The sequence below is a fragment of the Pedobacter panaciterrae genome, assembly GCF_013204795.1.
GTDB classification, from domain to species: domain Bacteria; phylum Bacteroidota; class Bacteroidia; order Sphingobacteriales; family Sphingobacteriaceae; genus Pedobacter; species Pedobacter panaciterrae.
In genome coordinates, this window is the sequence record NZ_JABMKW010000020.1 from 690,911 (window position 1) to 713,275 (window position 22,365).

Consider the following 22,365-nt stretch of genomic DNA (forward strand, 5'->3'; position numbering starts at 1 on the left):
CTCTTAAACATAGATTAAAACAAATAATACACACTAATGAAAAAAACAAAGTTACTGATTGTTGCTGCCCTGATGTTTGGAACCATTCCGTTTACATTACAGGCGCAAACAGGGAAATGGCAAAATCTTTTTAATGGAAAAGATTTACAGGGATGGAAACAATTAAACGGCCAGGCAAAATACGAAGTCGTAAATGGGGAGATTGTTGGAACTACGGTTTCAAACACTCCTAACTCTTTTTTAACGACAGAAAAAAATTATGGTGATTTTATACTTGAAGTAGAGTTATTGGTTGATAATTCTATGAATTCGGGTATACAGATCAGAAGTGAAAGTAAAGCTGATTATAATAATGGCAGGGTGCATGGCTATCAGGTGGAAGTAGATCCGTCTGACAGAAAATGGAGCGGTGGATTATACGATGAAGCGCGTCGCGGATGGTTATATCCTTTAGATATTAATCCTAAAGGTCAGGCTGCTTTTAAAAAGGATCAATGGAATAAATACCATATCGAGTGTATCGGTAACTCTATAAGAACCTGGGTTAATGGTGTTCCCACTGCAAATGTTGTAGATGCAATGACCCCATCTGGCTTCATCGCTTTGCAGGTACACGCAATTGGAAAAAATGACACTCCCGGCAAACAGATCCGCTGGCGTAACGTACGCATACAGACGGAAAACCTTAAGCCATCTAAAATAGACGACATTTATGTAGTAAACATGGTTCCTAATGATTTATCTAAGCAGGAAAAAGCAGAAGGTTTTTCTTTATTATGGGACGGAAAAACTACTAACGGCTGGGTTGGTGCATACAAAACCAAATTTCCTGAAAAAGGATGGGAAATTAAAGATGGTGTGCTTAGCGTTGTAAAATCTAATGGTGCAGAATCTACTAATGGTGGTGATATTGTTACTGTTAAAGAATATGGTGCATTTCAGTTGAAGTTCGATTTTAAACTTACTGAAGGTGCAAATAGTGGTGTTAAATATTTTGTAACGCTGTCTGAGAAAAACACGGGCTCAGCAATTGGCATGGAGTATCAAATCCTTGATGATGAAAGACATCCGGATGCTAAGCTAGGTAAAAACGGCAACCGTACGCTCGGTTCATTATATGACCTTATTACAAGTAAAAAAATCCCTAATGCGCAAAGAAAAATTGGAGAGTGGAACAGAGGTTTGATCAGAGTATTCCCTGATAACAGAATTGAATACTGGTTAAATGGCTTTAAGGTTGTAGAATTTACCAGAGGAACTCCTGAATTTCTTGCTTTAGTTGCTGGTAGTAAGTATAAAGACTGGAAAAACTTTGGCATGGCTCCTAAAGGGCATATTTTGCTTCAGGACCACGGCGATAACGTTTCGTATAGAAGTATAAAAATTAAACAACTTTAATCATAGATCATGTTAGATTCAAGAAGAAAATTTATTAAGCAATCTGCCATCGCAGCTGCTGGAACCTATTTAGGTACTATGGGTTTAAGTGCAAAAAGTTATGGAAATATTATTGGTGCAAATGACCGAGTAAGAGTTGGTGTGGTTGGCTTTTCTGACCGCTTCAAAAGTTCCCTGTTGCCTAGTTTCCTAAATCACCACAAAGAATTGAATTTTGATATGGTTGCTGTATCTGATTTGTGGAATTACCGTCGCGGTTTAGGTGTTGATCATTTAAAGGAAAAATTTGGGCACAATATAACTGCATGCCGCAATAACGATGAGTTGTATAGTTTAAAAGATATTGACGCAGTTATTATCAGTTCACCAGATTTTGCTCATGCGTCTCATGCAATTGAAGCCGTAAACGCCAAGTGTGATGTGTATTGCGAAAAGCCTTTTGCTGAAACTATGGAAGATGCAAGAGCAACGTTAAAAGCTGTAAAAGCATCGAAACAGATATTGCAGATTGGCTCGCAACGCAGAAGTGGCGCGAACTACAAAGCAGCTTCTCAGTTTATAAAAGATGGTAAGTTTGGTGATATTACAATGGTAGAGCTAAGCTGGAATGTAAACCAGCCCGGACGCTGGCGCAGACCTGACCTTGTAGCTAAACTAAAACAGGAAGATACAGATTGGAAACGTTTCTTATTAAACCGTCCGTTTGAGGAATGGGATCCACGTAAATATTTAGAGTATCGTTTGTTCTGGCCTTTCTCGTCTGGAATGCCTGGTCAATGGATGTCGCACCAGATTGATACGGTGCACTGGTTTACTGATTTGAAACACCCAAGAAGCGTTGTGGCTAATGGTGGTATTTATCAGTGGAAAGATGGTCGCAGAAACTGGGACACTACTACTGCTGTATTTGATTATGGTAAGCCAAATGATCCTGATAATGGATTCCAGGTGGTATTTACTTCAAGAATGCACAACGGCGATGAAAACCCTGCTGAGATCTATTATTCGAATGGAGGAGAAATGAACCTGAATACCAATACTGTATCTCCTAGAGGTGGACTTACTGCAAAAGCAGCTGCTGAAATGAATATGAAAGCTAATTTGCTGCCTGAACTTAAGCTTACTGAGATTGCCGAAAAGGTAGCAGCTTCTGCTAATACTGGTGGTGATAAACTGACTTCAGCTCACATGCGCAATTGGATGGAATGTGTACGCAGCAGAAAAGAAACAAATGCTCCTGTTGAAGCTGGTTACTATCACTCTATTGCAAACATTATGACAAATGCATCAGCAAGAACTGGCCAAAAGGCTACGTTTGATGAAGCAACACAGGAAGTAATGGTTGGTGGTAAAGTGTTTAAATACTAGCACACGCCTCGTCATCTCGACGACAGGAGAGATCTCTCCTATCGTCGAGATGACGGAAATGACAAAAGCAATAAAAAAGGCGCCTTGATAATTCAAGGCGCCTTTTTTATGTAAGTGTTCTTAACTACTACCAGAAAGCAGTATACAATGCAACTAACATTGCTACAATAATTAATGCGCCAACTGCAAAAGATGTAGACACCTTAAACATTTTCGCATCAACTTCTAATCCATTTGTAACAACACCTTTTTTGTTTTCATAGATACTGATGAAATACATTCCGATTACACAGACTGCAAATACAATCAGCATTCTATCCATAAACGGCATTTCAAATACGCCAGCTGAGTTAGCTACAGACCATCCGTAATCATGTAAAGGAGCTAAATCTACCCATCCTGGTAAGAATTTTAAGATTACTGAGGTAATAAAACCACCCACAGTAGCAAATAATGCTGCATTTGAAGTTGTTTTTTTCCAGAAGAAACCTAAGATAAACATGGCAAAAATACCCGGTGATACAAAACCTGTGTATTCCTGAATGTACTGGAATCCTTGTTTTCCTTCGCCCATTAATGCATCTCCTACTATTAGCGACAATACTACAGCAAGTAACATAGAAACGATTACAGTAATTTTACCAACGTTTACCAATCTTCCTTCACCTGCACCAGGATTAAAGGCTTTCTTGTAAATATCTAATGTAAAAATGGTAGCAATACTATTTGCTTTACCAGCTAAAGAAGCAACAATAGCAGCGGTTAATGCAGCAAATGAAAGTCCTTTTAAACCAACAGGCAACAAACCTAACAACGCAGGATATGCCTTATTCGGATCCTGAACACCCGATGAAGTCAATAAACTATCAGGACTAATTGCCGGGATCTTTTCTTTAATAATATAATAAACAGCGATACCAGGTATAACTACAATTACAGGCATCAGCATTTTTAAGAATGCCGCGAATAAAAGACCTGCCCTTGCAACCGGTAAAGAAGCGCCCAGTGCCCTTTGAGTGATGTATTGGTTACATCCCCAATAACTTAAGTTAGCAATCCACATACCTCCTATTAAAACACTTAAACCAGGAAGATCCATATAGTTAGGATTGTCCTTCTTAAAAATCAGGTGGAAATGCTCTGATGCACCGTCAGTTAAAATGGCGAAACCTTTTACAATACCCTGCTGACCAGAAATGATGTTCAATGCAATATAAGAAGCAACTAAACCACCAAGCACTAAGAAAAACACTTGGATAACATCTGTATAACCAATAACTTTCATACCACCTAAAGTGATGATAATAGCAAATACGGCTAACCCAAGGATACAGAAAGTAATTGGAAGATCGGATATACCGCTAATGGCCAGAGCCCCCAGATAAAGGATAGACATTAAGTTTACCACAATGTAAAGCATTAACCAGAATACTGCCATGATCATTGCTACCTTTTCATTGTAGCGCTGACTTAAAAACTGTGGCATGGTAAATATCTTGTTCTTAAGATAAACCGGCATAAAGAATACAGCTACAATAATTAGCGTTGCTGCTGCCATCCACTCATAAGCAGAAATTGCAAGGCCGAGCTTAAATCCTGATCCGCTCATACCTATCATCTGTTCAGCAGATATATTTGAGGCTATAAGAGAAGCACCAATTGCCCACCAAGTTAAAGAGCCTTCTGCAAGAAAATAATCTTTTGAATCGGCGGTTTTGGTTTTCTTCTTATAGTAGATCCAAAATCCATAAGCTGATACGATTATAAAGTATATAAAGAATACAATATAATCGCGGTAGTCTAGTTTATTCATTGTTTATATTGGTTTTTTGAAATGAGGGACTAAAATATAAAATTAATCGGCATTCCCCACAGATATTCAAGGGAAATGCCGATTAAATTAATTGGACAATAGAACTCCAGACATTTATTTGTTCAAAGAGTTGATCCAGTTTGCTATCTTAATACCGTCCTCTTTAGTAACCTGAGGCATTGGTGGCATTTCTGTTGCATAACCCGGCCAGTTTTGAGGTTGAGGATTATGGATCAATGAAAGAATCTTTTCTGCAGTGTACTTACGTTTTGCAACGTCAGCAAATGCAGGTCCGATTTGTTTTTTTGTAGGATTATGGCAAGCAGTACAAGTATAGCTTGTTAATAAACCTTTAACCTGAGCATAAGTTGGAGCCGAAGTAGTTTTTGCACCACCTTCTACTGCTTTCTGTGCAGCAGTTGTTTTAGCACCAGCCACTGGTTTTTTACCAGTTGCTTTTCCAGGAACAGCATTAGCCACAGGGTCGTTTGCAGAGTTTCTGGTACTTACACCATTCATAGATAATTTCTCTCCGTTTGGAATGCTATTTAAAGTATAGTAAGCAATCGGGTGAATTAAATGATAAGAGTTCTCTTGTGAACGAACACCTTCGACAGTAATGGTATGGATATAATACTGACGAAGATTATCAACAATAAGTCTTGCTTTTAAACCGTCAGCAGATACTTTAACACCTTTAATTTTTAACTTTTCGTTATTAATTGGAGGTGAGCCATAAACCGGATGGTATTTATATAAATAGCTTTGTACATCGTAAGAAGCGATATCTTCTGCAGATTTTAAATCAACTGGTTTAGTAAATTCGATTTCAAAACCATCAGGCATTGCTCTAACAGCTTTCATTTCGAAAGGCATTTTTTCGTTGTAAACTAAACGCTCAAGACCTTCGTTTGCATCACCTGCAGATCCCCAACCACGGTTAGTTTCTCCAACAAATAATGAATTATCAGTACCCCATGCCATTCTTAATACTCCTGAACGGAAACCACTTCTGAACATAAATGAAGCACCTTGCTCTACACCGTTTACCGTTTCGAAGAATACTCTTGAAATGATACTCATACCCTGATCACCTACTAAAATCTGACCTTCGAAAGGACCAAAAGCTCCCTGAGGAATTTTAACAGGCTCTGAAGTAGAGATACCAAGGATACCATAAGGCAACCATACAGATGGTAATCTTAATTCAGGGAAGTCTTTTTTCATTTCCCATAACATTTTGAAGTTTTCGTTCACTCTGTTTTCAGGTTTGATAGCTCTTCCTTGTGCATCTTTATCTCTTCTTTCGTCGATTTTAGATCTGAAGTATTCTTCAGTAAGCTTAACTGGAGAATCAGCTCTTCCAGTCCATCTTAATCCGGCCGGGTGACCTAAGAAATCACCTTTTTCTACTTTCCAGATTGCACCAGAACCGAACCAGTCACCTTGGTTATCTGTATAGTAAAGTTGTCCGTCTATTACGTTTGGACCTGCAGGAGAACGCTGACCAGTTGCCCATGGTTGCATTTTTCCATCTTCAGTAATGTTCATTGTCCAACCGCGCATAGGTACACGGCTTTCGCCACGGTACCACATTTCATCACCAAAAGCTACGTTACCGGTAACAAAGAAAGTACCGTCTTTAGCAATTTTTGGTCCGAAGCTGTACTCATGGTAGTGACCGCTTAATGGCCATGCATAAACAGTTTCATAAACATCAGCCTTACCATCCTGATCTTTATCGATCAATTTGGTTAACTCACCTCTTTGCGCGCAATAAAGTGCACCATCTTTATAAGCAAGACCTAATATTTCGTGTAAACCAGATGCAAACCTGCGGAAGTAAGGGTTTTTGCTTGTAGGATTTTCTACGATGTAAACCTCTCCTCTTCTGGTTGAGATACCAAGATCTCCGTTTGGCAAAGTAACCAATCCACCAACCTCTAAAATTGGTCCTTCGGGTACTTTTACCTTATTTATTTTGAAGAAATCTTCTTCTTTTGGTGTTTCCTGGGCAAACACCGTTGCAAAACTAAAGCTTAAAGCCAGCATTGCCAGCGTCTTAAAAGTGTATTTCATTATATAACCCCTTTTTAGAATAAAATAGAATAATTTAACTTACCACGAACCAGAACAACAAGTTGTTTTCTGCCGTCTACATCCCTGATAACAGGTTTGTCTTTGGTATCGTCAAATTTTAAATAAAAAGACTGTCCGTCTACAAGGTAAAGTCCTTTAGAAACTTCCTCAACACTTGATGCATCAGCTATTAATGCATAAATGTTATCAACCGGTGTTTCAAGAACAATCTCTCTGCTTAATCCCTGGCCTTTTTCAATTGCTTTGATGGCGTCTGTAACTTTAGTGCCATAGATGTTATAGTTAAATGTAGGACGTTCCTGAGCATCTAATGTATAACCTTTGGTTTTAAATCCTGTACCAGTAGTATCAGCCAACCATGCTCCCTGAGCATCGGTAAGTTTAGCTAAAGTAGGAACCGGTTTTTTAGTGAAGGCAGTTACACTTCCACGAGGTCTTGATGTACCGTTACCTCTGTCATGCCACATAGGTGTTGCATCAACAAACTCACCGTGCCAAGCCTGAAACAACGCACCGTTGTCTAAGTCGTAGCTAAAGTGAACCTGAGTTGGGCTACCTACAGAAATAGCATGAACTACTTTAGGACCACCATTAGGAACATCAACAAAACTGCGAATATTTGGTGTAGTAGCCACATCTATATAGATAGGGTCTGTATCGTCACCTCTTTGTCTGCCGTTTTGCGTTTCTGCAGGCAATTTTGAAGTTTTGATGTTTTTAAAAGCTACAGCACCATGATCTCCTTGCAAACGCAAAGCGCCTAAAGCTTTTTCTTTATCATTTGCGCCTCTTGTTGCACCAAATAATTCTATATTATCGTGTATAAGTACTCCATTCAACTCAATTCTTAAAATTCTTGCATTAGCTGTTTTGTTTCCAGATGCATCAAAGCGAGGAGCCTGGAATGCAATTTTAATATGTTGCCACAAGCCAGGTGCTTTACTTACATTTTGGCGTGGTGCATAACCCTGATATCCTTGCTGACCTTCTGGTTTCGAATCGTCCCAACGTTGGTAAATTCCACCGTTGTTAGACGATGTTGGTTTTAGGATACCCCATGAATCTTCTAATTGAATTTCATAAACTCCCTGAAGATAAATCCCTGAATTTGCTCCTTTTGCAAGCAAATAATCCAGTTCAAGAACAATGTCGCCATGTTCACCAATAGTTAAAAGGTCTGATCCGTGGTCTTTCTTGGTAGGTATGTTTACCAGAATCCCAGTACCTTTTGCAACGTTTAATAGGTTTACTTCATTTAAATTGGCGGTAACACCACCAGCAAGCGTCCAGGTCTTTCCCGGAGTCTTAAATGAAGAAAGATCTTTCAGATCAATTTCTGACTGATCCGCTAGTTGCTGACCAGACACAAGTGCAGTTCCTAACAACCAGAGAAAAGCGGTTGTTCCAAACCTTAAATAATTAAGCTTCATGTTGTGTTTTTTGGTTAAAAAAAATTAAATGTATATAATTTCGTGTTTGTTTAAAAGGATTGCAAAATAATGATTTTGTTACAATAAACAATAACCCCTTAAAATCAATAAATAAGCCCTTAAAGTTTTGCTAAAACTATTTATCAACATTTATTAGAAGTTGTAAAAAAAGTACAGTTTTTAGAAAAACGTCATTTTTTATGGGAGATCAGCAAAACAATTTTCTTCCGTGTTTTGTCAGAAAAATAATGGAGTTCTTTAATAGGTGTATTAGTAACACAAACAATCATGTGTAATTCTAACACTAACGTGTGAACAAGGAGTTGTCACATTCTGAATAGATTTGGGCTGAACAAGCCTGTAAAATGTGTTTTCAAAAAAGTTTGGAAATCGATTGCGTAAAATATATTTGTTTTATGAAATATTCATTTATATTTAGTCCTCGAAACAACACACGATAATTATAACTTTTAATGAAAACTTCTTTTGCATTGTTAATTTCTGGTATTGCGATCAGTTTACTGCCGCCATTAACCAGAACAAAAAAACCAGATACTTTGCTGCTAAATGACCTTAAGCAGAGTAAGTTCAAATCAAAACTTAGAATTGATACCCCCGACCAGAACAGGTTTGTTAAAGTAAGCCTGCTTAAGGGGCAACTTACTGAGCCTACTGAATTGGCAGTATTGCCTAACTATGACATTTTAGTGTCGCAGCGCCGTGGTGAGATCATGCTATTTAAGAACAGCACAAAAACACTTAAAGAAGCCGGTAAACTTGAGGTATATTCTAAAACATTAAATACACCTGATGTTAATGCTGAAGAAGGATTATTAGGTATAGCACTTGACCCTAACTTTGCAAAGAACCAATACGTGTATGCTTTTTATAGTCCGGTAAAGCCTTCGGTGAACAGGTTATCGCGCTTTAAATTGGTTAACGATAAAATAAGCACCGCTTCTGAAAAGATTATCCTTGAGTTTTACTCGCAACGCGAAATCTGCTGCCACACTGGTGGATCCATTGCTTTTGGACCTGGTGGCTTACTATATGTATCAACAGGTGATAACTCCACTCCTTTTGATGCGCCAAAATCTAAATACGTAAACAACGGTTATGCACCGTTAGACAACCGTCAGGGTTTTCAGCAGTATGATGCCAGAAGATCTGCAGGTAACACCAATGATTTAAGAGGTAAAGTACTTAGAATTAAAATTAAAGAGGATGGTACTTACGATATCCCTGATGGTAACTTGTTCCCTAAAGGTCAGGAAAAAACCAAACCTGAGATCTTCGTAATGGGAAACAGAAATCCTTATAGAATATCGGTAGATCAGAAAACAGGCTTTTTATATTGGGGCGAGGTTGGACCTGATGCCTCTAATGATGACGCTTTAAGAGGGCCTAGAGGCTATGATGAGGTAAACCAGGCTCGTAAAGCAGGGTTCTTTGGATGGCCTTTATTTATAGGTAATAACTATCCTTATAAAGCTTATGATTATACAGACGGTAAAAACGGAGAAGCATTTGACCCTAAAGCTGGTTTAAATAATTCACCAAACAATACTGGTTTATCTACCCTTCCTCCTGCTCAACCGGCTTTTATATGGTATCCTTACGGAGAATCTAAAGAGTTCCCTCAGGTTGGTGCCGGTGGCCGTACAGCAATGGCTGGTCCGGTTTATTATTCAAGACCAGGTGCCTCGCCATATCCTTCTTATTATGATGGTAAATTGATTATCTATGAATGGATCCGTGGATGGGTAAAAGCTGTTACTATGTCGCCAGAAGGAGATTATTTAAGCATGGAGCCAATGTTAGGTGAAATTTCTTTAGCTGCTCCTATTGATATGGAACTTGGCCCTGATAATAAATTATATATTCTTGAATATGGTAAAGGATGGTTTACAAAAAATCCTGACGCTGGTATTGTAAGAATTGATTATATGGCAGGTAACAGACCTCCTATTGTAAAGAATCTTGAAATTGAGAAAACGAGCGGTTTATTACCATATAAGCTTGTAGCAAAGGTAGATGCAACGGATCCTGATGGTGATGCGCTAACTTATGTTTGGAACTTAGGAAAGGGTATTAAAAAAACTACTACCTCTCCAGAACTACAATATACATTTGCAAAAGCAGGTGAATATGCAATTAGCGTTCAGGTAATTGATAAAGATAAAGCGTCTTCAAAAAGTAACACTGTAATAGTATATGCAGGGAACGAAGAACCTAAAGTTGATATCACTTTAACCGGAAACAAGAGCTTTTATTTCCCGGGTAAACCAATCAATTATCAGGTATCGGTTTCGGACAAAGGCGCGGCTGTAAATAAAAGCAGAATCTATGTATCAAATACTTATACTGAAGGATTGGATATGGCTGGAGCTAAATTAGGCCATCAGCAGGCTGCACAGTCGCTTCTTGGTAAGGCAATAATGCTAAAAGCAGATTGCAGTACCTGCCATAAAATCTCTACAAAATCAATTGGCCCGGCATTTACTGCGGTGTCTTCTAAATATCAGACAAAAACCAAAGCGGCAGATTACCTTACTTCTAAAGTAATTAATGGTAGTAAAGGTGTTTGGGGCGAAGTTCCAATGCCTGCCCACCCTACCATGAAGGCTTCTGATGTTAAGGAAATTGCAGAATGGATTTTGACTTTAAGCGCTAAGTCGACAACTGGTCCTTCTTTACCTGCAACAGGTAAGATCGTTCCTCCGACAGAAACCAATAAAGATAAATCTGTTTTAAATCTTAAAGCGACTTACTCTGATTTAGGTGCTGCCGGTTTGAAACCTTTAGCGAATACTAAAGTGATTAATTTAAGAAGCAATGTTATATATGCTAATGATATTAAGGATATATCAGATTTCGGACGCAAAGATGCTGATGGAGTTCAATCGTTGATATTCCCTGAAAAAACTGGCTGGGTTAAGTTAAAAGGTATCGACTTGACTAATGTTGCCGCGTTTAATTTTGGATTGGCTAACGCAGATGCTGATTACAGTGTTGAGATCAGATTGGGCGGTAAAGATGGTGAAGTAATTGGAAAACAAGGCTCTGCTTCGACAGGTGTATCTATAAGCCCTGTAACAGATGGTAAATTCCATGATGTTTATATAGTGGTTAAGGCTGCTCGTGAAGATGTAAAAGACAGACCTCTTTTAAAATCGATAACCGTGAAGCCTATTTAAAGCGATAATTTTTAAAGCGATCTTCATCTCGAACGAAGAGAGAGATCTCTTGATCAAATAGCTGCAAAGCAAATTGGAATAACCAAGAGATCTCTCCTGGCATCGAGATGACGTTGCAAAGAAAAAAAGGCTGTATCATAATATGATACAGCCTTTTTTTCTTTAGTATTCATTTCTTACCTACCTCTATTATTAAAATCTTCACTATTCTGCTATCTAAATAAAATTAAAGCAATCGATTGCTTTATTAGATCTTTTTTATAAATTCGCTTACCAAATATGCTGCGATCTATCTAAATAAGTTAATTCATATTTGAAAAATAAATCGCTTTAAACCGTAAAAGAATGGCCATTAATTTTACCAGAACCTCACTGTTCGCTACCAAGATTATTTTTGTTCTATTTCAACCTGTATTGCTTTTAAAAACATGTACTCCTGCTGTTAGTGAGCAGAGATCAGGATTAAAGGTGCAAATTGATTCTCCTTTAACAGAATCAGCAAAACACCTGCCCGGCAATAGTCTGGCCGGACTGCGTACATTTCCAGGCTTGCATGTTCAAACCATGGCAACTGAGCCTACATTAATAAACCCAACTAATATTGATGTAGATGAAAAAGGTCGGGTTTGGGTTACTGAAGCCTATAATTACAGGTTTGAGATCAACAATAATAAGCCCAAACCAGAAGGCGACAGGATCTTAATATTAGAGGATAAGGATGGCGACGGGCATCTGGAAACAAGCAAAACTTTTTATCAGGGTGCTGAAATTAATGCACCATTAGGTATATGTGTACTGGGGAACAGGGTTATTGTTTCGCAAAGCCCTTATGTGTGGGTTTTTTATGATGATGATGGTGATGATAAGGCAGATCGCAAAGAAATCCTGTTTCAGGGAATTGGCGGCGAGCAGCATGATCATGGCATCCATACTTTTACTTTTGGTCCGGATGGAAAGCTATATTTCAATTTTGGAAATATGGGGCAAACGCTAAAGGATAAAAACAACAAGACAGTGCTTGACCAGGATGGTGACGAAATTGGTCCTAAAAAATATAAAGAAGGCATGGTATTTAGATGCGACCCGGATGGATCTAACGTGGAGGTTATTGGACACAATTTTAGAAATCCTTTTGAGGTTGCAGTTGATAGTTACGGCACGGTGTGGCAAAGTGATAATGACGATGATGGCAATAAAGGTGTTCGGATAAACTATGTAATGGAGCATGGTAATTTTGGTTTTAAGGATGAAATGACGGGCGCATATTGGCCTTCAGAACGTATTAATATGGAAGACTCTATTCCGCTACGTCACTGGCACTTAAATGACCCAGGTGTGGTTCCAAACCTTTTGCAAACAGGCTCAGGATCTCCTACTGGAATACTAATTTACGAAGGTTCATTATTACCAACTCAGTTTCATAACCAAATGATTCATTCGGAACCCGGACATAATGTTGTAAGATCATATCCCGTAAAGAAAAACGGAGCTGGTTATTCAGCAGAGATCATTAATATATTAAGTAATGACAAAGATCAGTGGTTTAGGCCCGCAGATGTTTGTATCGCTCCTGATGGCTCATTAATAGTTGCCGACTGGTATGATCCTGGAGTTGGCGGCCACAGAGTTGGTGACCTTGAACGCGGACGCATTTATAGGGTTGCTCCTTCGGCCCTGGCATCAAAGTATGTTGTTCCTAAATTTAATTTCGACACGCCTAAAGGCGCCATTGAGGCGTTACAGAATCCGAATTTAGCAGTCCGCAGACATGCTTATCTGGCCTTGGTTGCAATGGATAGAAAAGCCATCCCGGCACTAAATAAATTATGGCACTCAACAGCCAATCAGCGGATGAGGGCCAGGGCATTATGGATTTTATCTAAATCATCTGATTCAAAGAAATATTTAGACGAGGCCATTAATGATAAAAACCCAGACATCCGTATTACTGCTTTAAGAGCCGTTAGACAAACGAAATTAAATCCAATTGATTATGTAAGGCAATTGGTCAATGAAACCAATGCGGAGGTTTTAAGGGAGTGTGCGATAACCCTTAGACATAACAAGGCAGCCGAAGCAGCTGAACTATGGGCTAAGCTGGCAACGAAACACAACGGAACGGATAGGTGGTATCTGGAAGCCTTAGGTATTGGTGCAGATAAGCAATGGGATACTTATTTAGCAGCATATTTAAAAGAAACAAAAGATCCATTATCGAGCGCAGGAGGAAAAGATATCATCTGGCGATCGAGAACGGCATTAGCCCTACCCTTTCTTGAAAAATTAGCTTCCGATCAAAGTACCCCTTTAGATAAAAGACTCAGGTATTTCCGTGCGTTTGACTTTATTGCTGCACCTGAAAAAACTAAGACTTTACTGTCGATGCTTGATAAAAACACCAATCTGCCAACGTCTTCCATTATACTTAGCTTAATGGATGCTAAAGAGGTAGCAAATTCCCCTTCATCATTAAATGCCTTAAAGAAAGTACTCGATTCAAAATCGGGAACCTCAGAATATGTTAATTTGATAGCGAGATATCAAATTAAAACGGAAGGTGCTAAATTATTAGAGATGGTAATTGCCAATGGAAATAATTCTGTTGGTGTTGATGCGGCAAGACTTTTAATTGAATTTAAAGATACTGAGCGTATTAAAGATGTAATTAGAAATAAAGACGTTAATAAAATCACACCTATTTTTGAAGCACTTGGTGCTGTTGGGAATAAAGAATCTATAGCTATACTTTCTGGTGCGTTAGCAAGCACATCTAATGATAAATCGATGCGCCAAAAAGCTGTTGAAATGTTGGGCAAAAGCCGGATTGGAGAAACTAAAGTCTTGGAAATGCTAAAAACAAAGGCATTGCCTACAGATTTAATTCCGTTTGCGGTAAAAGGTGTAAGTGGATCTGGTGTTAAAGGATTGTATGACGAAGCAAAAACCTATTTACCGGGTTCTAATGCTGATGAAGCAAAAAAAGGAACAATGGTTAGTTTTAATGAGATCATTGCTTTTAAAGGAAATGCATTAAAGGGAAAAGCTGTTTTTAACAAAGCGTGTTTCATATGTCACAAAGCGAATGGACAAGGATTAGATTTTGGGCCAAACTTGTCTGAAATTGGCGCTAAGCTACCAAAAGAGGGTCTTTTTGATGCTATTGTAAGGCCATCTGCAGGTGTGAGTTTTGGTTATGAAACTTCTCAACTGGACATGAAAGATGGTTCTAGTCTTGTTGGTATTGTATCTAGCAGAACCGAATCTGATATTCAATTGAAGTACCCTGGTGGAGCTAGTCAGAAATTAAAATCAGCTAATGTGAGTTCCATAAAAGAGGTTCCAGGTTCAATGATGCCCGATGGACTGCATGAAAGCATGACAAAACAAGAATTCTCTGATTTGCTTGAATATCTTTCGACGTTAAAGAAAAAAGAGCAATAGCTATTCTTTGGACTTTTTACCGCCAACATTTATAACAGCGCCAATGGTAAATATCGAATTACCGGCGCTCATAAACTTACGGCTGTTGAGTCCAAAGTTACCGCTTGATGTATACTGCAATTGTACGGCATCACTCAAACGCATTCTGGTAAAGAAAATTGGCTCTAAAAAAGTATTGCCTTCTCTGACCTGGCCTATTGAATTGCGCATAAATGTTTTCATTTGTACACTGCTGATACGTAATGCTGTTCCGTAATTTATAGGAAAATCGGTACCGAATAAGCGCAGATTATTGCTTTTCTTAGAACTGTAATTTACCTGTATAAATGTTTTGTTGTAGGTGATTTCTTCGAGATCAGTATTTGTTAATATGTCATTATCATCAAATGTTCTGAAAGCTCTGTTTGTTTTTCCACCACCATAACCGGCATATATTTCTAGAATCCTGTTATTTTCGGGGCCAAAGGTGTTAAAATATCCACCACCAACTTCTACTAATTTGTGTTTAAAATCTTTGCTGTGCTTTTCACTGTTCATATATGCCCCGCTAAATAGTACACCAAAATGATCTGAAACTGCATACGCACCATTTAAACTTGCATTGCCTCGAAAAGAGATGTGACCGCCACCGCTAAACTCTCCTTTTTGGCTTAACATTGGTGTATTGGGCACATTTGGCATATAAACAGAAGAACAAGAACTAAAAAAAATCAGGGATAGATATAATAGAAGTTTGTAGTTTTTAATCATACAGAGAATCACCTTTTATGTAATACTGCTGAGACTATCAAATTTAAAGCCAAGGTACAACTGTAAACATCCATTTTTCCGGATTTTGCCAATCTTTCCCTTTAAAAGAGCCTACAGGTAATTTAACTAGGATGGTATTCCAGCCTTTTTTTAAATGAACTTTTGTTGGTTCGCGGTATTCATATCCTTCATCGATAAGAGGCAATTCCAGATTGCCTTTTGCTCCTGCCTGCTTCCATTGTGGTGGTGGAATGAGTTTACCATTTACCAATACCTGGCTTTTTCTGTTGTCCCAGGTTCCCTCATTGGGTGAGTCTGACGCGTAAGACCTGGAGATGTTGTTAAAACCAATCCAGAAGTTCTGTAATTGATCTTTATCACTCCAAATTTTAGTGGTAGCATACCAGGTAGTGTTTTCTTCGGGCTTCTCTAGAAGGCCTTTCACTAGAGGACCCCACCAGTGCCTTAGAATAAAAGTACCACCAAAAGCAGTTAATGCTGCTTTGCTGGTATCAATATCATTTGTCTCTTCAGGATAGAATTGTTTGGTAAGATCACCCTGATTACTGAAAGGCCCGTAGAATTTCCATTTCAAATGTGCCTGTGGTTGATATGGAAACGGCATTTTTGAGAAGTAGCGATTTTTATGCTTTATTAAACGATGCTCAAATTCTTTGAATACATTAACTTCTTTGGAACCATCTAAACCTACATAGGTTAACCAATCTGGCTGTCCGCCCCCACGCCAACTCCTTTCGGCAAAAGCCAGCACCGCAGGATATACGGATGTTTGCATAAATACATCTTCGGGTTTGTTTACCCGTCGGTCTGGCCATACGCAAAGGGTGCCACCCAAAGCTGCATCATTCCCTTTGTCCAGATTGGCAATTTTCCCCTTAAATATAGACACCACACTTTCCAGAGGATCCATGTGATTAATGTATAAATGGCGCGAGTCTATATATTTTACCTTAGGATTGGCGCTAACCTTTGTAGCGTCTTCCATCCATAACTGCCTGATGGTGCTTTCTGTAAACTCACCCCCCGGCTCCCATCCTATTACCTTTTTTCCCTGTTTTTCAACTAAGGAAATCACTTCTGGCAGAAAATTTTTATTGGTGATCTTTACTTCATCTGCTCCGATGTGCAGGTAGGGAACATCAAAAGTATCGCAAAATTCCTTTAAGATGTTCTTTACAATAACCAGCCCGCTATCGCTTTGCATATCTGTTTTCATGGCTCTTTTAAATGCCGCGCTATGCCCCGGCATATCTATTTCGGGAACTACTGTAATATGACGCGCTTTGCAGTAACTAATCAATTCCTTAAGGTCTTTTTGAGTATAGAACTTGCCTTTATTGCGAAGCATGGTTTCGGGAGCAGTTAGCTGTGGATATAGCTTGCTTTCTAACCTCCATGCAATATCTTCTGTAAAATGAAAATGAAATATATTGAACTTATATGCTGCAATAACATCAATTTGCTGCTTAAGCAAATCCATAGGTTGATAATTCCTGCCTGCATCAATCATATAGCCCCGCCACGAAAAAGAAGGCCAGTCTGTAATGTTGCATGCCTTTACATTTTTGCCACTATCAATTAGCTGCTTTAATGTTTGCAGGCCATAAAATAAACCTGCCTTACCTGCGCCGGTGATTGTTATTGCACTGGCAGTGATGTTGAGTTTATATGCTTCTTCTGAGCTAGAATCTAGTGTGCTAACCTTTCCCAATTCCAAAACAATACTGGGTTTATTTGGGGCAGCACTTTTTTTAATTGGAATTATCAGGCCAAGTTCCTTCAGTTGCCGCTGTAATAGCTCTGCTTCTTTTTGTAAAGAAGCACTTTCAACAACTATTCCTTTATAATTTTTAAGTGCAATCCACTCCTTTTTCCATTCAATTTGCTGAGGCATTGGAATTAATGCTGGCTTCTCATTTAAAGGTTTTTCAGCTGTTTGTGCAACTGCATTGATGTTTAAAGCCAGCAAAAATATTAGCAATGTTTTAATCATATTGGTTTATGATTTTAAGTGTTCGTTTAATAAAGATAGACAATACCATTCCTGTCTGGGTAAATGAAATGGGCCTTTAAATAAGTTTCCTTTAGCTGTTTGGGCTAAGCTACCATCGCGGTGTAAATACCCAAACCATTCGCCATTTTTAGGATCATGGAAATGCTGATAGGCATAATCGTTAACCATTTTATGCCATTTTGCATATTTCTCATCGCCGGTTATGGTATATGCCAGCAATGTAGCAATGATCACTTCATTATGAGGCCACCAAAATTTCATGTCCTGCCAGTATTCCTGAACAGGTTTGTTGTATACATCCCTGAAATATAAAATGCCCCCGTGCTCCTTATCCCATCCACGTTCCCACATATAATCGAGCATTTTACAACCTAGCTTTATTAAATGCGGATCGTTATTTCTGTATTTAGCCTCGTGTAGTATGAACCATGCGCCTTCAATTGCGTGACCTGGATTTAAGGTTCTTCCATCAATATGATCAACTATGCTACCGTCAGGCGCTACCTGTTCCATAACGCACTGAATATCATCTTTAACAAAAAAGGTTTCAATTTCTTTGATCCATATATCGATCCACTCATTACAGCGCGGATCTCCAATAGTTTCGCGTAATTGCTGCGCAGTGTTCATCATAATCATTGGAACACCAATTCCTTTTGTTGGTCTTGTGCCGGCAAACTTTGCAGGCAATAAACCTGGTGTAGTTGAATACTCAATGCATTTACCAAATAAATACCTGGCTTTGGCCGCAGCAGCTTCATCGCCGCTAGCTTTAGCATAGGCTGCATTGGCAATTACCGCAAAGGTTTCGGAAAAATAATAACGGCGTTTACGAATAGGCTGCCCATCGCGCGTTACATGAAAAAACATTTGCCCATCGGTATCAAAACAATGATTATTTAAAAAATCTATCCCTGATTTAGCCCCATCTAACCATTCCTGTTTTTGTTCTACTGTATTGTATAAGGTTGAAAGTAACCAGGCTGCCCTACCCTGTATCCAAACGGCTTTATCATCATCAATCAAGCTACCATCCTGATCGCGCATTAACAGATAACCACCGTATTCGGTATCTATAGATCTGGGAAACCAGAAGGGAACCGTATCGTTTAATAACTGATTATGATAGAACGTTTTAAGGTTCTGTAAATCTTGTACAGTATAACTCATTTTGAAATATTTTAATTTAATGGAATTGAAAAAGTTGAAGCCGGCAAACCTGCCTCATTAACCAGGTTGGCCCGGGTGAAGGGCTCCCATGCATATAGCACTTCTTTTATGGTTTCACCGTGTGGAATCTTTAAAATCACCTTATTATTAATTATAGTGGCTTTTGCAGTAATGCGATATCCTTTTAGGTTTGTGAATTGAAAACCGATTAAGGGTTCTCCGTTTCGCGTAGAGAGTTTTTTAGCTTCTGTAAATGAAAGTATGATATTGTTCTTTTCTTGTTTATGGTTTGATATGCCAGGGCCATTAGCAGTTATAGGCTTGTGATAAGTGTTTTTAAGGGCTAAAAGTGCTAGTCGTTGCCCAACTTCCATTTTCATATTTGGATGAACATCTAAAGAATCGCCAACATCGGAACTTACAGCCATACCACTATTAGGTATGTCCTTTAATAACTTACGCTGAGCATCTCTGAAATAAGGCCATGACGGGCGATCTATACTTGAAAGTTGCACGTAATAAAAGGGAAAATCGTAGCCCCACTTTTTGCGCCAGCTATGCACTAATACAGGAAATGTATGTTTATATAAATCTACATTTTGGGCATTGCTTTCTCCCTGATACCATATTACACCCTTTATAGGGAATTGAGTTAACTTGGCTATACCTGCTTCGTAGTTATATACAGGTTCGTATGGATGACGCTGTTTAGGATTTGATGCTTCTTTAAGATTAACATCGGCACGACCTCTGGCCCACTCCTGTATAAAATCAGATTTTCGCCAGTCTGTAAGCACATCAACAAGTTGCTCATCGTGTTCCATAGTGTACCTGTCGATCCAGGATTCTATAGTTGAACCACCAACGGCAAGTTGTATTAAACCAATGGGCACGCCTGATTCTTTTGCTACTTTTTTACCGAAATAGTATCCTACTGCAGAAAAGTCTGCAGCTGTTTCTGAAGTGGTTGGCGTCCAGCTTCCTGAAAAGTATTTAAGTGCATTAACTTGCTTCAGCGTTTTGGCATTCCATGGGGCATCATTTGTTTCCACGTACTGATTGAACTTAAATAACCTTACCTTATTTGCTTTAATTTGAGCTAGTTCTACTTTCCCTGTTTTAGCCGCGCTTAAGGTAAATGACATATTCGACTGCCCTGAACATAGCCAAACATCGCCAATAAGAATGTCTGTTAAATAAATGGTTTTATTGCCTGATTGCACACTTAACTCATATGGTCCGCCATGTGACATTTCGGGAAACTGAACCCTCCATTTGCCATAATTATCAGCAACTGCGGTAAGCTGTTTATGATTAAACAAAACTTTTATCTGTTCACTGCTATTTGCTGTACCATATATACTTATTGGTTTATTGCGCTGAAGCACCATATGATTCGTAAAGATCTCCGGAAGTTCAAGTCCGCCATAATTGCCGGTAAGGTTTCCGTAAACAGTTTTTGCGATGATGGCTGCTCCTTCCTTATCGGGATGCAGGTTATCGGCAAACAAATCGGGTCTGTTATATAAAGCCGATGTTAGGTCAATTAAGCCAGTATTGTTAGCCTTAGCTATTTCAATAATTTGTTCCTGAATTTGCCAATACCAATCGCGTGTACCAGATTTAAACCTTGGATGGCCGTTAAATATGGGTGTAAGTTTGCATATAAATAGCTTTACATTGGGATTTTGTTTTTTAAGTGTATCCAATAGCCATGAATAGTCTGATTTGAAATCGCCTTTAAATTCAGGCCAATCTCTGGGATCAGTATCGTTTAAACCAAGGTGTACAATTGCAATATCAGGCTTAAACAAGACAGCATCCTGAAACTGTTTTGTTTTATAATAAGGCCTGTGTCCCTTTTTTAAAAGTGTAGCTCCGCTTAGGCCAAAGTTTTTAACCCCATATTTTTGCCCAAGTAAATCCTGTAATACCGAAGGGTAAGATTCTTTTGCAGGATTTTTGAGACCGGCGCCAAAAGTTACTGAATTACCAATACAGGCTACCCGTACCTCCTGACTGTACGAGGTTAATCCAAGTGACCATAGCAGTACAAATAGCGACATTGACCTTTTCCTGAACATAATTACTTAATGATATCACTTACCGGAACCCTTACAAATAGTAAACTGCTGATGCCTTCGTACAAAATACCAATGGTATTGTCGTCGATTTTAGTAAGCGCAGAATAGCCAAAAGAATCGCGTTCATCTATTAATAATTGATTGGCAGGCATCCATGTTTCGCCCATGTCCAAGCTAGCTTTAATGGTGATATTCCTTCTTGGTGCTTTGGAAACATTTGGATTACTAAAGAACAACACGTCTTTCAATACCCCTTTAACCTTAACTTTTGCTTTAATAAAACTTCCCATGCAAACAGGGTCTGCAAGTGTATTATAAGAGGTTGAGTGTGCTGTCCAGCTTTTACCCATATCGGTAGTAGTAGCGACGCTTCTAAAGCTTCCTCTGTTATCTCTCATATTTAGCATAATGGTTCCTGGAGTAGTTTCTACCAATTGGCTTTCGGTGGTATTGGATTTTGCACCGATACCGCTGTTCCATGATTTACCATGATCATCACTATATATTAATGTAGAATGCGGCATTTTTTGAGCATCCCAATATTGTGCAGGAAAAACAATCTTGCCATCTGACATAGCAATACCATTTCCTGGTCCAGGGAAAAATAATCTCCATTCCGGATTCTTTACCTGTGAAGTTATGCTATAAGGTTTGCTCCAGGTAAGTCCATCATCAGTACTGCTGGTTACCACAAATTGTCCTGTTTCTTCGGGTGTAAGGCCTGGACCAGAACCTGCAATAGAACGATTTCCTTTACTCCATAAAGCCGAAACCCATATGGTTTTGGTAACCGGATCAAACAAAACAGAAGGATCGCCTACACCGCTGTTTTCATCTGCACGACCCATGTTCATAATGGTTTTCATAGCATCCCATGTTTTACCGCCGTCAGTACTTCGGCTCATACCTACATCTATGTTTGCCGGAAGATCACCACTGTGATCATAGCGGATATCGTAAACCGAAATCAGGGTACCTTTGTTGGTAGTTACAATTCCCGGGATACGATAGGTATGCACATTTTCATCTTTAGGCTTACGCAATGCAATACCAAAAGGGTTAGGTGTATGTTTATTTTGATTAATCTTATAAGCTAAGCCAGATAAATCTGTAAAGAAGCCTGCATTCAGGTCTAATTTGTGATCTATATTGGCGTCGTTCTTTAAGCCAACACTAAGCCAGAAATAATGAATACCTGGTTTTAATTTCACATCAAAAGGAATTGTAAATTTATTGCCTGAAGGAACAGTGCTTCCAATTGATTTAGCGCTGTTAAAGTCAGGTTTTTCATTACTCTGATATATTTCTAGCTTAGCTATATCTTTTATTACTTCTTTATTGACAGATCCGGAAATGGCGTTATAGGCAATTTCATGATTTCCTGCCGGTATGTTTACCTCAATACGCAGGTAAGCATTTGCCTCTATTCTTTTAAATATTGGGTTCTCTGTAGAAACAGTGCTAATTTTTATAGCGTTTGCACCTGTTTCTGTATATATTTTTTTGCTACATGAGGTAATGCCTAATACAATAATCATTACCAGAATAGCTTTCATTATATTTCTCTGTATCATTATCT

General features: G+C 38.7%; 12 protein-coding genes. 4 read left to right on the forward strand and 8 right to left on the reverse strand.

The window, feature by feature from the left end:
• The first annotated feature begins 36 nt into the window (after nucleotides 1-36).
• Together HQN86_RS21885 and HQN86_RS21890 are read left to right on the forward strand one after the other, a co-directional pair.
• Nucleotides 37-1,398 (forward strand): 3-keto-disaccharide hydrolase, encoded by a 1,362-nt coding sequence (locus HQN86_RS21885; protein ID WP_172663002.1) that lies wholly within the window; start codon nucleotides 37-39, stop codon nucleotides 1,396-1,398.
• 9 nt (nucleotides 1,399-1,407) lie between these two features.
• On the forward strand, nucleotides 1,408-2,766 hold the full coding sequence (locus tag HQN86_RS21890) for a Gfo/Idh/MocA family protein (protein WP_172663003.1): 1,359 nt from the start codon (nucleotides 1,408-1,410) through the stop codon (nucleotides 2,764-2,766).
• Between the two features lie 127 nt (nucleotides 2,767-2,893).
• On the opposite strand, the gene HQN86_RS21895 is transcribed toward HQN86_RS21890, so the two are convergent.
• The 3 genes from HQN86_RS21895 to HQN86_RS21905 form a co-directional block, all read right to left on the reverse strand.
• Nucleotides 2,894-4,579, reverse strand: coding sequence for a sodium/sugar symporter (locus HQN86_RS21895; RefSeq protein ID WP_172663004.1), 1,686 nt, complete (start codon nucleotides 4,577-4,579; stop codon nucleotides 2,894-2,896).
• 114 nt (nucleotides 4,580-4,693) lie between these two features.
• Entirely contained in the window at nucleotides 4,694-6,658 is a 1,965-nt protein-coding gene (locus tag HQN86_RS21900; RefSeq protein WP_172663005.1) for a c-type cytochrome, read from the reverse strand.
• A 14-nt stretch (nucleotides 6,659-6,672) separates the two neighbouring features.
• A complete protein-coding gene (locus HQN86_RS21905; RefSeq protein ID WP_172663006.1) occupies nucleotides 6,673-8,109 on the reverse strand; it encodes a 3-keto-disaccharide hydrolase in 1,437 nt (478 codons plus the stop codon).
• Nucleotides 8,110-8,582: 473 nt separating this feature from the next.
• Here HQN86_RS21905 and HQN86_RS21910 point away from each other — a divergent pair, with 473 nt between their 5' ends.
• On the forward strand, nucleotides 8,583-11,306 hold the full coding sequence (locus tag HQN86_RS21910; protein ID WP_172663007.1) for a PQQ-dependent sugar dehydrogenase: 2,724 nt from the start codon (nucleotides 8,583-8,585) through the stop codon (nucleotides 11,304-11,306).
• A gap of 345 nt (nucleotides 11,307-11,651) precedes the next feature.
• The gene (locus HQN86_RS21915; RefSeq protein WP_172663008.1) at nucleotides 11,652-14,747 is read left to right on the forward strand and encodes a PVC-type heme-binding CxxCH protein; all 3,096 of its coding nucleotides are present in this window, start codon (nucleotides 11,652-11,654) and stop codon (nucleotides 14,745-14,747) included.
• Here HQN86_RS21915 and HQN86_RS21920 read toward each other — a convergent pair whose 3' ends face one another.
• The 5 genes from HQN86_RS21920 to HQN86_RS21940 form a co-directional block, all read right to left on the reverse strand.
• Nucleotides 14,748-15,404 (reverse strand): hypothetical protein, encoded by a 657-nt coding sequence (locus tag HQN86_RS21920; RefSeq protein ID WP_246269708.1) that lies wholly within the window; start codon nucleotides 15,402-15,404, stop codon nucleotides 14,748-14,750. It lies immediately after the preceding gene.
• A 136-nt stretch (nucleotides 15,405-15,540) separates the two neighbouring features.
• A complete protein-coding gene (locus tag HQN86_RS21925) occupies nucleotides 15,541-17,511 on the reverse strand; it encodes a beta-N-acetylhexosaminidase (RefSeq protein ID WP_172663010.1) in 1,971 nt (656 codons plus the stop codon).
• A 6-nt stretch (nucleotides 17,512-17,517) separates the two neighbouring features.
• The gene (locus HQN86_RS21930; RefSeq protein ID WP_172663011.1) at nucleotides 17,518-18,702 is read right to left on the reverse strand and encodes an AGE family epimerase/isomerase; all 1,185 of its coding nucleotides are present in this window, start codon (nucleotides 18,700-18,702) and stop codon (nucleotides 17,518-17,520) included.
• An 11-nt stretch (nucleotides 18,703-18,713) separates the two neighbouring features.
• On the reverse strand, nucleotides 18,714-20,768 hold the full coding sequence (locus HQN86_RS21935; RefSeq protein ID WP_246269709.1) for a GDSL-type esterase/lipase family protein: 2,055 nt from the start codon (nucleotides 20,766-20,768) through the stop codon (nucleotides 18,714-18,716).
• Between the two features lie 20 nt (nucleotides 20,769-20,788).
• Nucleotides 20,789-22,360 carry a sialidase family protein gene (locus HQN86_RS21940; RefSeq protein WP_216854485.1) on the reverse strand — a complete coding sequence of 524 codons (1,572 nt, stop codon included), beginning with the start codon at nucleotides 22,358-22,360 and terminating at the stop codon, nucleotides 20,789-20,791.
• Between the last annotated feature and the right edge of the window lie 5 nt (nucleotides 22,361-22,365).